The organism is Bacillus sp. FSL K6-2944 (genome assembly GCF_038005385.1).
Lineage (GTDB): Bacteria > Bacillota > Bacilli > Bacillales > Bacillaceae_G > Bacillus_A > Bacillus_A cereus.
The window spans coordinates 3,431,663-3,445,838 of sequence record NZ_JBBOTE010000001.1 but is presented as its reverse complement, the minus strand read 5'-3'; the positions used below and the strand labels follow the sequence as shown (position 1 = coordinate 3,445,838).

Below are 14,176 nucleotides of genomic sequence, written 5' to 3'. Positions count from 1 at the left end.
AAAAAGGGGCGAAAGACTAGATGTCAAAAATCATCGCGATTAACGCAGGAAGCTCTTCCTTAAAATTCCAATTATTTGAAATGCCAAGTGAAACAGTATTAACAAAAGGTTTAGTAGAACGTATCGGTTTAGAAGATAGTATCTTCACTATTACTGTAGATGGCGAAAAACAAAAAGAAATTACAAACATTCCAGATCACGCAGTAGCAGTTAATATGCTTCTTAAAAAGTTAACTGAAAACGGAATCGTTAAATCTCTAGATGAGATTGGCGGTATCGGTCACCGTGTTGTTCACGGCGGCGAAAAATTTGCTGACTCTGTTTTAATTACTGATGAAGTATTAGCTGATATCGAAGAATTAAGCGATTTAGCACCACTTCATAACCCAGCAAACGTTGTTGGTATTAAAGCATTCCAAGAAGTATTACCAAACGTACCAGCAGTAGCAGTATTCGATACAGCATTCCACCAAACAATGCCGGAATCTGCATTCCTATACAGCTTACCATATGAGTACTATGAAAAATTCGGCATCCGTAAATACGGTTTCCACGGAACTTCTCATAAATATGTAACTGAGCGTGCGGCTGAATTATTAGGTCGTCCAATTGAAAGCTTAAGCTTACTTTCTTGTCACTTAGGTAACGGTGCAAGTATCGCAGCAGTAGAAGGCGGTAAATCTATCGATACTTCTATGGGCTTCACACCACTTGCTGGTGTAACAATGGGTACACGTTCTGGTAACCTTGACCCTGCGTTAATTCCATACATCATGGAAAAAACAGGCCAAACAGTAGAAGAAGTAGTTAACGTATTAAACAAGAAGAGTGGTATGTTAGGTCTTACTGGTTACTCTAGTGACCTACGTGACATCATTGCGAAAGAAGAAGAAGGCGACCACCGTGCGAAAGTAGCACTTGATGTATTCGTAAGCCGTATCCACAAATACATCGGTTCTTACACTGCTCGTATGAAAGGTGTAGACGCAATCATCTTCACAGCTGGTGTAGGTGAAAACAGTGCGATTATTCGTGAGCGTGTATTAGAAGGCCTTGAGTACATGGGCGTATACTTCGATGCAAAACGTAATAACGTATTCGGTGAAGAAGCATTCATCAGCTTCCCACACTCTCCAGTAAAAATTATCGTAATTCCAACTGACGAAGAAGTTATGATTGCTCGTGACGTACTACGTCTTGGAGATATTGGTTAATATATGAAAAGAAAGACGAGATCCTATAGGATTTCGTCTTTTTTCTTTTGGATGTATTTTAAAACTCCATCTGGATATAATATTTTTTCTTTCTGAATGAATGCCGTAATAGGAATCCATTTCGCATACGCTACTGTTTCTTCATCTTGTATATTTAATATTTTCATTTCATATAGTGACGTGTCTAATAAACGCAAAGAATATAGTTGAATGATTTCATGACCAATGTCTCTATCGAGATGAAAGACATTTTCTAAACACCCTAAATAATTGGTGATTTCTATCTCCGTATGAAGCTCTTCTTTAAACTCCCGAATAACAGTATGTGCTGATTTTTCACCAAGTTCAATTGAACCGCCAAGAGGACGATAATATATTTCGCCTTCTGTATAATATTCTTGTACGAGAAGGCGATCTTGATGTACAGCAAGACCGAAAGCTTTTGCACGTGGATACATATAGAATCACTCCTTATTTGTTTTGTATAAGGACGATTATAATGTATGGTGTGATAAAAGTATCGTGTATTTAAGTGTGCGGTCTAATTGTAATTCCATCAAATAAGTCTTTCCAAAATGCTTCATTGTATTGGTATACATCCATAATAGGACATTTCATAACGCAAATACGTTGTAATCCCCAATCTTCTTGGGTGATAGTTGGTATATCGGCAGGAATTAGTAACAGGACAGAGAATGTATGTGTAACGATTTGAGATAAAATTTGTTCTAGGGAACATGCTTCTTCATATGTTCCTCCAGTTCGAATAAATAATATGGATTCTGCCGTTTCAATTGTAGCTAGAAAACGATTAATACGATGTTCATAGTTTAACTTAATTTCTGTATAAGAAGGCCAAGAAGTTGGTGTATTTACATCTGTTTTAAAGTCATGACAGGAGTCAATTTCATAAAGGTTGTCCCTTAATCTTAATTTTGCATCATCATCCCAAAATGAGATGAAGGATAAATTTTCGAAATTTAAAAAGCGGTCAAATCGATTTTGTAATAATACATTCACTTTTTCTAATGAGGGACTTAGCATAAAATCAATAACGCCAAAAAATGGTGATAATTCTAATTGATATAATGCCCAAGCGGGCCAGCAGTTTTGTCCTAAGCTGAATACCGCATTATATTCTTTTTTTATATCGGATAGATTCATGTGATTTATCTCATCCTTTTTGTTAATATTTTATGCCATTCAAAAATGGTATGTGAATAAAGATAGACAAGCATATTTGCAAAGAATAAGCAGAAATATGTTACAATAGAAAAAAATCGAACGAGGTGGTTGTTACGATGCGATCGAAGCGAGAACAAGCCATTTTAGACAATATAAAAGAATGGGAAGCGCAATTAGTTGAGCAAGAAGCGACCGATTTTCAAAAAGTGTTTGATAAATGGTTACATGCTACAGTTGCGAAATTACCTGAGAAAAAGCGAAAAGAATTCTTCACGAAAGCAGATGGATGGCTCTTTCATTTGCATGCATTTATTCAAAGTTCACAAGCACAGTTAGATGCACGTAATCGGATTTTAGGAACATCAAGGTTATTTGATGAATCGATTGAACAGCTTGAAGATTTGAAAGCATTATCTATTGATCAATTAACATACATAGCAGAGCAGCAAACAGCACGTCATCGTCTATATTCATTTGTACAAGGTGGGGCAACAGGTGCTGGAGGTTTATTATTATTAACGGCGGATTTTCCGGTTATGATCGCGTTAAATGTGAAGGCAGTCCAACTTATTGCAACATCATTTGGACATGATGTGAACAAGCCGTATGAAATGATGCTTGCGTTAAAGGTGTTTCATGCGTCATTACTACCAGGAAGACTTCAGCAATATGCATGGTACAATTTATTGCAAGAGCTGGAGCAAGAAGATTCGTTCTTTTACGAAGGAGACGAAGCAGTGCTACAAACAGCTTCTACTGAGGTTGTGTTAAAACAAATTTTGAAGACATTTTCGATTTATGCTCTTCGTCGTAAATTATTCCAAGGTATACCGGTAATTGGAATGGCAATTGGATCTACAGTGAATTATCGTTTAACAAGAAACGTTACTGAATTTGCAAATAGATTTTATCAAGTGCGCCATATAGTCGAGAAAGAAAAAAGAGCATAAAAAAAGCGAGAGGCCGAAGCCTTTCGCTTTTTTAATTCGTTGCATGTTTTTTGGACATTGGAACAGATACTGGCTGCTTTTCTGCTGTTTTTTCTGTTTTTGGATAATAAATTAAATCCAATGTTTTTGCCTGTACGGCAATCGAAAGAATAGTAAAAGCAATTTCTGTCCAATTTAAATAATATAATGAAAGCGCAAGAACAATCGCGTCAAAGACGAAGAAAATTTGCCCAATTGTAAAACGAGTTCGTTTACTTAATACAATTGTTAAAATATCGTCTCCACCGGTTGCACCGCCAAATCGTAATATAAAACCGAGTCCAATACCAGCTAACGCACCGCCAACTACTGCAGCTATAAATAAGTTATTTGATAAATCTACCGTAAATGGAGAATAATTTTCCATAAAGGAATAAAATACTCCGAATGAAATTGAACCTAGGAATGAATAACCAACCATTTTTCTACCTAAAAATGAAGCGCACAGTAAAATAATTGGGATATCCATTAATACAGTTGAAATAGATGGTGAAATATCATAAAAGTTTTGAATGAATAGTGCAATTCCTACAAAGCCACCTTCTGTTAAGTGGTTTTGGAAGTGAATGTGATATAGCGCTGCTGCTAAAATAAATGAACCGATTAAAACCATAAAAATTTCTTTAATAATTTGCCGACTTTGGATGTTCCTCATCGTTATTCCTTCTTTCCGTAGTTAGTAGTCCTTTTTGTGTTGTAAACTAACTACGAGCTCACATGTAGCTTTCAGTTAGTTTACGAAAAAACTAACTACGCTATATGTCGCTGAAGAAATAACGAATAATCCTCTCGTCCATCAATTCTCCCTACCTTCGTTTTAGTTTAAGTCTTAAAACGACTAAACAAAACGTGGAGTAGGATTCGTCATTTAGCAATCCTGCTCTTCTTTGTTTTGTTTAGTTAGTAACAATTAAGTCCTAAACAAAACGCTATGTGTAAGAAGAGTCTTTTTTTTGCCAAATTATCCTTCGGGCAATCATAATTTCCCCACTCTCGTATTTTTTTCGCTAGACTAAAGTATCTGAGCTAAAAAATACGCTACGTGTATGATTCGTCAATACGATGCCACATGCTCCTTCGAGCGATCATGATATCAAAATCCCTTCCTTCAAGATTTATACTATTATATCATACTTTTAAAAAATGTATGCGGATGGAAACCGACAATAAACGGAGGGAATCTACAAAAAATGTTATGTTTAAATATTTTTGTAGAAAAGCCTAAGTTATTTCGGAGGATTGGACAGTTTGTAACGGTTTGTCCAATAAGTAAGAAAAAAAGGGTTTTATTCAGTTGTATTCTTTTCATCACTTTTATCTTTAAAAAACGCATCCCAACTAATCACACTTAAAAAAGTTAAAGCAATAATAACGAAAGCACGCATAAGCTTTAGACCCCCCTTTGTACATAGTATATGAATCATTCGATTCGGAATGTGTCATTTTTTTACAAGTCTTAACTGTTATGAGATTATATTAATATAGATAGATGAAGGGGAGAGTGAAGGTATGCTAAAAGACATGTTCAAAAGAAAAGAATTAATATGCATTTCATGTCAGAAAAAAATTCAATATGAAGAAGAGCTTGTTGCTTTTGTAAAGTTGCCGGAAGAAAGAAGTATATTAGTTGGTCCATTCGATGTATGTTTGGCGAAAACAGCACAAGAAATATATTGTAAATCATGTTACGACAAAAAAGCATGACCCAAAGTAATTGAGGGGCATGCTTTTTTCATTGGTGTGCTTTCCCCTCAGATACATTTTGAGTGAGTCGATACCAAAGCCAAAGGTCATTAATGATGGAAGCGAGATCGGCAATTTCTGAATTCAATTTGCAAGAAATTTCGAAGTCTTCTTCGTTATTTAAATGATGCTGTTTTGCATTAATAGAGTGCTCGAGTTCTTTTATTCGATCAGGAATCTTTCCGCGAACTTGTTCCCATCTTAGTAAAATAGCATGCTGCATTTTTTCGGGGATATCTTCCCAATCTTCTTGTAAATGAGGAATTTCAATTCCTAGATGATCATCGTATAAGAAATACTTTTCCATAAGTTCACCCCCGTTGTCCTGCTTATATTGTACAGAAAAACAGAAAGAAGTTCGACGAAATTGTTTGAAAAAATTTGAAAATGACTCTTGATACATTTTGTGAAAGGTGGTAAAGTGTGAATTATTATAAAAGAAAATGAATATTTATTCTTAGGGGGATGCAAAATGGAGAAGAAAAAAGTTGTATTAGCATATTCCGGAGGTCTTGATACTTCCGTTGCAATTAAATGGTTACAAGAGAAGAATTATGATATTATCGCGCTTTGTTTAGACTTAGGGGAAGGTAAAGACTTAGCATTTGTAAAAGAAAAGGCACTTTCAGTAGGTGCAATTAAATCATATATGATTGATGTTCAAGAAGAATTCGCGAATGAATATGCATTGATGGCGATGCAAGCACACACATTATACGAAGGGAAATACCCTCTTGTCTCTGCATTATCTCGTCCGCTTATTGCGAAGAAATTAGTAGAAATCGCAGAACAAGAAGGCGCAACTGCAGTTGCACACGGATGTACAGGGAAAGGAAATGATCAAGTTCGTTTTGAAGTTTCTATTCAAGCATTAAATCCTTACTTAGAAGTGATTGCACCTGTACGTGAATGGAAGTGGTCACGTGAAGAAGAAATTGCCTATGCAAAAGAAAACGATGTACCAATTCCGATTAATTTAGATAGCCCGTTTTCAATCGATCAAAACTTATGGGGACGCAGCAACGAATGTGGAATTTTAGAAGATCCATGGGCAGCGCCGCCAGAAGATGCATATGAGATGACATTGGCATTAGAAGATACACCGAATAAACCAGAGTTTGTAGAAATCGGATTTGAAGCAGGCGTACCGACTACTTTAAATGGCACTGCATATTCACTTGCAGAATTAATTAAAACGTTAAATGCGCTTGCTGGAAAACACGGCGTTGGACGTATTGATCACGTAGAAAATCGTCTTGTCGGTATTAAATCTCGTGAAGTATACGAATGCCCAGCAGCAATGACGTTAATCACTGCGCATAAAGAGTTGGAAGATTTAACACACGTAAAAGAAGTAGCACATTTTAAACCAGTGATTGAACAGAAAATAACAGAACTTATTTATAATGGTTTATGGTTCTCGCCTTTAAAACAAGCGCTTCATGCATTTTTACAAGAAACGCAAAAGAATGTAACAGGTACAGTGCGTGTGAAATTATTTAAAGGTCATGCGATTGTAGAAGGACGTAAATCTGAATACTCTTTATACGATGAAAAATTAGCAACATATACTGCTCAAGATGAATTTAATCATGATGCAGCAGTTGGATTCATTTCATTATTCGGTTTACCGACGAAAGTATACAGCCAAGTGAATCAAAAGAAGGTGGAAGCGTGAGCAAACTTTGGGGCGGACGTTTTACAGAAGAAGCGGAAGCATGGGTTGAAGAGTTCGGAGCATCCATCTCCTTCGATCAACAATTAGTAAATCAAGATATAAAAGGAAGTATTGCGCACGTCACGATGCTAGCAAAGCAAGGCATCGTTACGCAAGAAGAAGCAGAGAAAATAAAGATAGGTCTTCAATATTTATTGAAAGAAGCAAAAGAGAATAAGCTACAATTTTCAGTAGAAGCAGAAGATATTCATTTAAACATCGAAAAAATGTTAATTGAACAAATTGGCGAAGTAGGAGGAAAACTTCACACTGGCCGAAGTCGTAATGATCAAGTAGCGACAGATATGCATTTGTATTTAAAAGAAAAGGTAGAACATATTATAAAAGCTACAAAGCAATTGCAAACTGTTCTTGTTCATCAAGCAGAAAATAATATTGAAACCATTATGCCTGGCTATACGCATTTGCAACGTGCTCAGCCGATTTCATTTGCTCATCATATTCTCGCTTACTTTTGGATGTTAGAGCGTGATGTGAATCGTTATGAAGATTCGTTAAAACGTATTAACATTTCGCCATTAGGAGCAGGAGCGTTAGCTGGAACGACATTCCCCATTGACCGAGAGTATAGTGCGGAGCTTCTTGGATTTAATGGAATCTATGAAAATAGTTTAGATGCAGTAAGCGATCGTGATTTCATACTGGAGTTCCTAAGTAACTCCTCTATGCTTATGATGCACTTATCACGCTTTTGCGAAGAACTTATTTTATGGAGTAGCCAAGAGTTTCAATTTATTGAAATGAGCGATCAATATGCAACGGGAAGCAGCATTATGCCGCAAAAGAAAAACCCGGATATGGCGGAACTAATCCGTGGTAAAACAGGCAGAGTATACGGTAATTTATTCAGTTTACTCACAGTAATGAAAGGATTACCGCTCGCTTACAATAAAGACTTACAAGAAGATAAAGAAGGAATGTTTGATACAGTTAAAACAGTAGAAGGATGCCTTCATATTATGGCGGGCATGCTTGAAACGATGACTGTAAACAAAGAAAAAATGGGGCAAGCTGTGACGCAAGATTTCTCCAACGCAACAGAAATTGCTGACTATTTAGCGAACAAAGGACTACCATTCCGTCAGGCTCATGAAATTGTTGGAAAGTTAGTGCTATATTGCACACAAAAAGGAATTTATTTATTAGATGTCTCTCTTGAAACATATAAAGAAATGAGCTCCTTATTTGAAGAAGATTTGTATGAAGTGCTGTCACCATATGCAGCTGTAAAGCGTCGTAACAGTGCTGGCGGGACTGGGTTTGAACAAATCAAAAACGCTTTGGAGAAGGCGAAGGGGTTAACGAAAGAAGTTATTAAGAGTTGAGTTGGGAAGTACGCCAGTCTATTAAAGTCTGGCGTACTTTATTTTTTACTAGCATTTAAGTTAAAATGTAGTAAAAAATAACAATTTAGGGGAAGTCTATGAAAAAAATAGTGTTGATCATTGTACTGTTAATTAGCTTAATTGCAAATGCTAAAGTGTTTCTTTTGGACAAATATATATATGTTGGTGAAAAAGAAAAGCGAGAAGAAGCGGTTATCGCAACGATGTGGCATTTACAAGATAAAGGATATAAAGAAAGTGATATTTTATATATAAAACCGGCCTTTTATAGCAAAATGGATTCGTATGGTATGAATGTACAGTTTAAAGATGAACCAAATGAATCATATACATATAGAGTTTTAAAAGATGCGAAAACAAATAAACTAACTGTACACCAAGATAGCAATGAGTCTGGTGGTATGGGCGGGAAACATCAAGAGCTTAAATAAAGAAAGAAAACGACTGATGGCATTCGCCTGCAGTCGTTTTCTTTTAATCATACTTATGTCGATCTTCCGTAATTCGAATATACTCAATATCCATCAAATCACGAAGTAATGCACCATTACTTAGTTCAACGCCGTGCTTCTCTTTAAAATGAGTGCGAATCGTATCTAGCATTTCAATTTCTTTGCCGTTCACATCTAAAATAATGCGTTCAGAATCATCCATATAGCATCCTCCTTTTTTACACATATATATTTTGTCCGTCTATTTCTAAAAAATGTATGTTAACGTAATGTTAGGAAATAAGAAAGGGATGGAAAATGAGACGTATTTATTTTATAGGGCTAATTTTGTACACATTCATTGTATTACATGTTGCATTCCCAAATATCTTTTCATTTGAGGATTTAGAAACAGTACACGTTGCGATATTTATTTTTGCTCTATTTGTAGTAGATTGCTTTATTTCTATATGGCTTTCGAAAAGAAAAGATATACAAGGCAAAAAAGAAATGGAACGGAAAAAGAGAAAACGTTCCTTTTGGATGATGACATACTGTTTGTCTTTAGTGCTTACTGCTGCTTTTTTTAGTGAACATATTCCATTAGAAAGAGTAAATATTGGATTTGGAGCATTCGTATTCGCATACTATTTTTTTATGCACTTTCTTCCTTATATGAAAGAAAAGCGAGGAGAAGAGGAAAATCCGCTTGTAGAAGAAGCGAAAGAACAAGAGCATAAGAGAATAGAAGGGGATATAAAGAAACTTGGAGAACAAAAGTGGTATTTAAAATCAAAAATCATATACGTTCTTTGCTTTATTACGCCGCCAATTGGTTATTTGTATGTTTTCTTATTTCGTAAAAAAATGACAGAAGGTGCAAGGCGAACGTACTTAACGGTTGCGACGATTATGATGGCATTATGGTCTTTGAAGTTTCTTCCGCCTTATGTGTTGGCAATTACCGTTGTTGTCGTAGCATGTCTTTTGTTTATAGTGAAGTTTATAAAATGAAAAACACCAAGCCTATGTGGACTTGGTGTTTTATCTATAAATTAAAGCTCACCTTGCTCTTCATCACCACGAACAACAAGGACATCGCATTTCGCATAGCGAATAATATGTTCAGAGACGCTACCAATTAGGAAACGCTCAACAGCATTTAAACCAGTCGCACCACACATAATTAAATCTACTTTATGGTTTGGAGCGATTTCTTTTGAAATTTTTGATTTAGGATTACCGAATTCTAATACAGTTTCAATTTTTTCAAGACCAGCTTCAAGCGCAGTTTTTTTGTAGTCTTCTAATAGGTCTTCTGCAAATAGATTTGCACGTTCCGCAATTGCACGGCTATAAGCTTCTACTGCTGAGTATGCTTTTACATCAACGATATGAGCAATTGTTAATGTTGCATTGTTGCGCTTTGCGACTTGAATTGCTTTTTTAAAGGCTTTTTCTGCTTCTTTAGAACCATCCACCGCGATTAAAATATTTGTATATGTATTATTCATAGTAAATTCCTCCCAATCTGTTTTATAACTGTTTACAACTTAATTATAAAACAAATTTTGGTAACGTGCTTGCCAGAAACGTTACAGAATTTTGAAAACTCTGTTTCAATTCATTTTAGTTGTAATTGGAGCGAGAACTTGTTACATATGAAGTATAGCAATTTAAAAGGGGGCAGTTTTGTGAGACATGCGCTCATTACAGCCGGTACGAAAGGTTTAGGAAAGCAAGTAACAGAAAAGTTATTGGCTAAAGGCTATTCAGTAACAGTAACGTACCATAGCGATATCACGGCTATGGAAACGATGAAAGAAACATATAAAGATGTGGAAGAGCGTCTACAATTCGTGCAAGCGGATGTCACGAAAAAGGAAGATTTACATAAAATAGTAGAAGAAGCGATGAGCCGTTTTGGCAAAATTGACTTTTTAATTAATAATGCTGGTCCATATGTATTTGAACGAAAAAAGTTAGTTGATTATGAAGAAGATGAATGGAATGAAATGATTCAGGGAAATTTAACAGCGGTATTTCATTTATTAAAACTTGTCGTTCCGGTCATGAGAAAACAGAACTTTGGCCGTATTATTAATTACGGATTTCAAGGGGCGGATAGTGCACCGGGATGGATTTATCGTTCAGCTTTTGCCGCAGCGAAAGTAGGACTTGTTTCATTAACGAAAACAGTTGCTTATGAAGAAGCGGAGTATGGTATCACTGCGAACATGGTATGTCCTGGTGATATTATTGGCGATATGAAAGAGGCAACTATTCAAGAAGCACGTCAGCTGAAAGAGCATAACACACCGATTGGTAGATCTGGAACAGGTGAAGATATTGCAAGAACCATTTCGTTTTTATGTGAGGACGATTCCGATATGATTACCGGTACAATTATTGAAGTGACTGGTGCAGTGGATGTTATTCATAGACATCGATAGAATAAAATAAGATGAAGTTTCGAATAATTGGACAGTTTATCCATTGTGCTGAGAGGTGCGGATAATACTGTCCTTTAATATAAAATTAAATCTATCGGAAAACTCGTGTTATTTTTTTGTCAAATATTGAGATATTATGTTAAAATATAAGAGCGTAGAAAGCGCTTTAAAAAATGATTCAGGGGTCATTTCATAACTCAAGGGGGAACTAATCATGCGTATCGGTATTCCAACAGAAATTAAAAACAATGAAAACCGTGTGGCAATGACGCCAGCGGGAGCAGTACATTTAGTACAAAATGGTCACGAAGTTTTTGTTCAAAAAGGAGCAGGTTTAGGATCTGGCTTTACAGATGAAGAATACGTACAAGCTGGTGCGAAACTTGTAGAAACTGCTGAAGAAGCATGGAATCAAGATATGGTTATGAAGGTAAAAGAGCCAGTAGCAAGTGAATACGGCTATTTCCGTGAAGGCTTAATCTTATTCACATACTTACACTTAGCTCCAGAACCAGAATTAACGAAAGCATTAATCGATAACAAAGTTGCATCAATCGCATACGAAACAGTACAATTAGACAATCGTTCTTTACCATTACTTGCACCTATGAGTGAAGTGGCTGGTCGTATGTCTGCACAAATCGGTGCACAATTCCTTGAGAAAAACAAAGGCGGTAAAGGTATTTTACTTGCAGGCGTTCCAGGGGTAAAACGCGGCAAAGTAACAATCATTGGCGGTGGTCAAGCTGGTACAAACGCAGCTAAGATTGCAGTAGGTTTAGGTGCAGATGTAACAATCATTGACTTAAGTGCAGAACGTCTTCGTCAATTAGATGATATTTTCGGTAACCAAGTAAAAACATTAATGTCTAATCCATACAATATTGCAGAAGCTGTTAAAGAATCTGACCTTGTTATTGGAGCAGTATTAATTCCGGGTGCAAAAGCGCCAAAACTTGTAACTGAAGAAATGATTCAATCAATGGAACCAGGTTCTGTCGTTGTAGATATCGCGATTGACCAAGGTGGTATTTTCGAAACAACTGATCGTATTACAACTCATGACAACCCAACTTACGAAAAACATGGCGTTGTTCATTATGCAGTTGCTAATATGCCAGGTGCAGTTCCACGTACGTCAACTCTTGCATTAACAAACGTAACAGTACCATATGCAGTACAAATTGCTAACAAGGGCTACAAAGAAGCTTGCTTAGGCAACACTGCATTATTAAAAGGTATTAACACATTAGATGGTTATGTAACATTCGAAGCAGTTGCGGAAGCTCACGGCTTACAATACGCTGATGCAAAAGAGCTTCTTGAAAAAGCTCCTGCTTTATCATAATAGAAATACATTTGAGACCTTCCTTTTCGTGAGGAGGGTCTTTTTTATATGGAGAAATAACATGTGAATAATTGTTATTTATTGGTGTAAATCGATTTTTATTATGATAATTTAGAATTATATAATAAAAAGAGGGGATTCGATGGGGAGCAAAAAGAGGAAGAAAAAACAGGCAAAGAGACAAAGGTATATAAAGAACAAAAAGGAACAGAACATACCTTTTTCACAAAAAGTAGTCATTACGATAGAGAAAACATTTCGGTATATTTGTATGGCTCTGTATGTAATTTTGTGTATGTATTCATTTGGAGTGTTTTACAGTTTTGGGATAACTCCCAATATTATTGAGAGCATTCTAGAATTTATACTTGTTGTAATAGAATTAGCCTTATTCGTTATACTCTTTGCTACAGTATGGCCTAGTCATGAAAGTAAAAAAGATAGAAAAAGAAGCAAAAAATCTTCATACGCTTCAAGCTCATCAAGTGGATTCGGTGACTACAGTAGCAATGACTGTAGTAGCTCAAGTGATGGTGGAGGAGATTGCGGAGGTGGTGGAGATTAAGTTAGTTTTTTAGAAGAACGACTAATGAAAGGATGGGACGAAAGATGGAGACTGTGAACTTAATAGAATTAACAAAGGATATTAAAGATCAACATAAAAACTTCGTCGTTTCAAATATAAACAGTCATTGCTTACGAATCGCTGTATTTACTGGTGAATATGATTGGCACTATCATTCTAATTCGGATGAATTATTTATTGTGTTAGAGGGAGAATTACTTATTGATTTTGAAGATGGAGAAACAGCGGTTTTAAAGCCAAATGATTCAATCTTAATTCCAGCATGTAAGATTCATAGAACGAGAGCATTAAAGAGAACTGTAAATCTTTGTTTTGAACATATAGAGGCGGATACGATTAAAGTGGAGCAATTATGAAAAAATTATCCGTAGCCGAGTATAGAAAAATCCTTCCGATTTTAGAAAGTCATACAAAAACGACGACGTTTGCTTATGCGGTATGTGATCAAGTGATAGATGGTGAGGTTTTTGCAAACGAGAAATTAACAGCAGGACTAATTCGTACAGCTAACGGTATTTATTATTTATTTGGTGATACTGATGATCAAAATTATAACGAAGATTTATTTTCTTTTATAAAAAAGGCTATTGAAAAAACAGAGAAGAGATTTACATTGTTCTCTTCGAGTAACGAGTGGGAAATGATGATAGAAGAACGTTTTAGTCATGTACTTCGAAACATTCCGCGAATGAAATTTCAAAGCGTAACCTTTGAAGAGAGAAAACGAGATTGTAACAAAAATACATATGAAGTGAAGCGTATTGATAGAAGAGATATAGAACGAAGCAGTGAATTTACAGAGGAGTACTACAAAGAATATTGGGGATCAAAAGAAACGTTTTTAAACGGTGGTTTTGGATTTTGTATAGAACTAGAAGGAATGATTGTAGCGGAATGTGTTTCAATATTTAGTGGGAACGGATTTGCTGAAATTGATATTGTGACGCATAAAGCATATCAAGGGAAAGGATTAGCCCAAGCTGTTGCAGCAAGGTTTATTGAACATTGCATACAAAATGATATTATACCGTGCTGGGATTGTTATGTAGACAATATTCCTTCGCAAAAATTAGCTAGTAAATTAAGTTTTTATCATCCAATAGAATATAGATTGTTTGTACGTAAGAAAACGGGGGAATAAAA

18 protein-coding genes are annotated in these 14,176 nt (G+C 35.8%); 12 read left to right on the top strand and 6 right to left on the bottom strand.

Annotated elements, in window-relative coordinates:
- Window positions 1–20 precede the first annotated feature (20 nt).
- Window positions 21–1,214: an acetate kinase gene (gene ackA, locus MHH55_RS17530; protein ID WP_000034575.1), complete on the top strand. Its 1,194-nt coding sequence runs from the start codon at window positions 21–23 to the stop codon at window positions 1,212–1,214.
- Window positions 1,215–1,237: 23 nt separating this feature from the next.
- On the opposite strand, the gene MHH55_RS17525 is transcribed toward ackA, so the two are convergent.
- Complete coding sequence (locus MHH55_RS17525; RefSeq protein WP_078186398.1) at window positions 1,238–1,672, bottom strand: NUDIX hydrolase; 435 nt, start codon at window positions 1,670–1,672, stop codon at window positions 1,238–1,240.
- Between the two features lie 70 nt (window positions 1,673–1,742).
- The gene (locus tag MHH55_RS17520; protein ID WP_001053728.1) at window positions 1,743–2,378 is read right to left on the bottom strand and encodes a DUF1796 family putative cysteine peptidase; all 636 of its coding nucleotides are present in this window, start codon (window positions 2,376–2,378) and stop codon (window positions 1,743–1,745) included.
- A gap of 137 nt (window positions 2,379–2,515) precedes the next feature.
- Between MHH55_RS17520 and MHH55_RS17515 the strand changes: the two genes are divergently transcribed.
- Complete coding sequence (locus MHH55_RS17515; RefSeq protein ID WP_001256850.1) at window positions 2,516–3,349, top strand: EcsC family protein; 834 nt, start codon at window positions 2,516–2,518, stop codon at window positions 3,347–3,349.
- A gap of 31 nt (window positions 3,350–3,380) precedes the next feature.
- Here MHH55_RS17515 and MHH55_RS17510 read toward each other — a convergent pair whose 3' ends face one another.
- A complete protein-coding gene (locus MHH55_RS17510; protein WP_001244515.1) occupies window positions 3,381–4,043 on the bottom strand; it encodes a YitT family protein in 663 nt (220 codons plus the stop codon).
- An 854-nt stretch (window positions 4,044–4,897) separates the two neighbouring features.
- On the opposite strand from MHH55_RS17510, the gene MHH55_RS17505 reads away from it, so the two are divergent.
- The gene (locus MHH55_RS17505; RefSeq protein ID WP_000910272.1) at window positions 4,898–5,092 is read left to right on the top strand and encodes a hypothetical protein; all 195 of its coding nucleotides are present in this window, start codon (window positions 4,898–4,900) and stop codon (window positions 5,090–5,092) included.
- 28 nt (window positions 5,093–5,120) lie between these two features.
- Here MHH55_RS17505 and MHH55_RS17500 read toward each other — a convergent pair whose 3' ends face one another.
- On the bottom strand, window positions 5,121–5,438 hold the full coding sequence (locus MHH55_RS17500; RefSeq protein ID WP_000417207.1) for a hypothetical protein: 318 nt from the start codon (window positions 5,436–5,438) through the stop codon (window positions 5,121–5,123).
- A 165-nt stretch (window positions 5,439–5,603) separates the two neighbouring features.
- On the opposite strand from MHH55_RS17500, the gene MHH55_RS17495 reads away from it, so the two are divergent.
- The 3 genes from MHH55_RS17495 (at window position 5,604) to MHH55_RS17485 (ending at window position 8,646) form a co-directional block, all read left to right on the top strand.
- Window positions 5,604–6,809: an argininosuccinate synthase gene (locus MHH55_RS17495; RefSeq protein ID WP_000412315.1), complete on the top strand. Its 1,206-nt coding sequence runs from the start codon at window positions 5,604–5,606 to the stop codon at window positions 6,807–6,809.
- Window positions 6,806–8,194, top strand: coding sequence for an argininosuccinate lyase (gene argH / locus MHH55_RS17490; RefSeq protein ID WP_078186397.1), 1,389 nt, complete (start codon window positions 6,806–6,808; stop codon window positions 8,192–8,194). Before MHH55_RS17495 ends, argH begins: the two co-directional genes overlap by 4 nt.
- A gap of 98 nt (window positions 8,195–8,292) precedes the next feature.
- Window positions 8,293–8,646, top strand: a complete 354-nt coding sequence (locus tag MHH55_RS17485) for a DUF3139 domain-containing protein (protein WP_078186396.1) — start codon at window positions 8,293–8,295, stop codon at window positions 8,644–8,646.
- A gap of 43 nt (window positions 8,647–8,689) precedes the next feature.
- Here the strand turns inward: MHH55_RS17485 and MHH55_RS17480 are convergent, their stop codons facing one another.
- Window positions 8,690–8,869 (bottom strand): hypothetical protein, encoded by a 180-nt coding sequence (locus MHH55_RS17480; RefSeq protein ID WP_000342760.1) that lies wholly within the window; start codon window positions 8,867–8,869, stop codon window positions 8,690–8,692.
- A 95-nt stretch (window positions 8,870–8,964) separates the two neighbouring features.
- Here MHH55_RS17480 and MHH55_RS17475 point away from each other — a divergent pair, with 95 nt between their 5' ends.
- Window positions 8,965–9,660 carry a hypothetical protein gene (locus MHH55_RS17475; RefSeq protein WP_001252877.1) on the top strand — a complete coding sequence of 232 codons (696 nt, stop codon included), beginning with the start codon at window positions 8,965–8,967 and terminating at the stop codon, window positions 9,658–9,660.
- A 41-nt stretch (window positions 9,661–9,701) separates the two neighbouring features.
- On the opposite strand, the gene MHH55_RS17470 is transcribed toward MHH55_RS17475, so the two are convergent.
- A complete protein-coding gene (locus MHH55_RS17470) occupies window positions 9,702–10,160 on the bottom strand; it encodes a universal stress protein (protein WP_001066673.1) in 459 nt (152 codons plus the stop codon).
- Window positions 10,161–10,307: 147 nt separating this feature from the next.
- Between MHH55_RS17470 and MHH55_RS17465 the strand changes: the two genes are divergently transcribed.
- The 5 genes from MHH55_RS17465 to MHH55_RS17445 all read left to right on the top strand — a co-directional run bounded on the left by MHH55_RS17465 (window position 10,308) and on the right by MHH55_RS17445 (window position 14,174).
- Window positions 10,308–11,099 (top strand): SDR family oxidoreductase, encoded by a 792-nt coding sequence (locus tag MHH55_RS17465; protein ID WP_002024902.1) that lies wholly within the window; start codon window positions 10,308–10,310, stop codon window positions 11,097–11,099.
- Between the two features lie 214 nt (window positions 11,100–11,313).
- Window positions 11,314–12,447, top strand: coding sequence for an alanine dehydrogenase (ald, locus tag MHH55_RS17460; RefSeq protein WP_001219403.1), 1,134 nt, complete (start codon window positions 11,314–11,316; stop codon window positions 12,445–12,447).
- Between the two features lie 142 nt (window positions 12,448–12,589).
- Entirely contained in the window at window positions 12,590–13,012 is a 423-nt protein-coding gene (locus MHH55_RS17455; protein ID WP_000534945.1) for a hypothetical protein, read from the top strand.
- A 44-nt stretch (window positions 13,013–13,056) separates the two neighbouring features.
- Complete coding sequence (locus MHH55_RS17450; protein WP_000450925.1) at window positions 13,057–13,389, top strand: cupin domain-containing protein; 333 nt, start codon at window positions 13,057–13,059, stop codon at window positions 13,387–13,389.
- Complete coding sequence (locus tag MHH55_RS17445; protein ID WP_000736747.1) at window positions 13,386–14,174, top strand: GNAT family N-acetyltransferase; 789 nt, start codon at window positions 13,386–13,388, stop codon at window positions 14,172–14,174. The genes MHH55_RS17450 and MHH55_RS17445 overlap by 4 nt, the downstream gene beginning before the upstream one ends.
- Window positions 14,175–14,176: the final 2 nt, after the last annotated feature.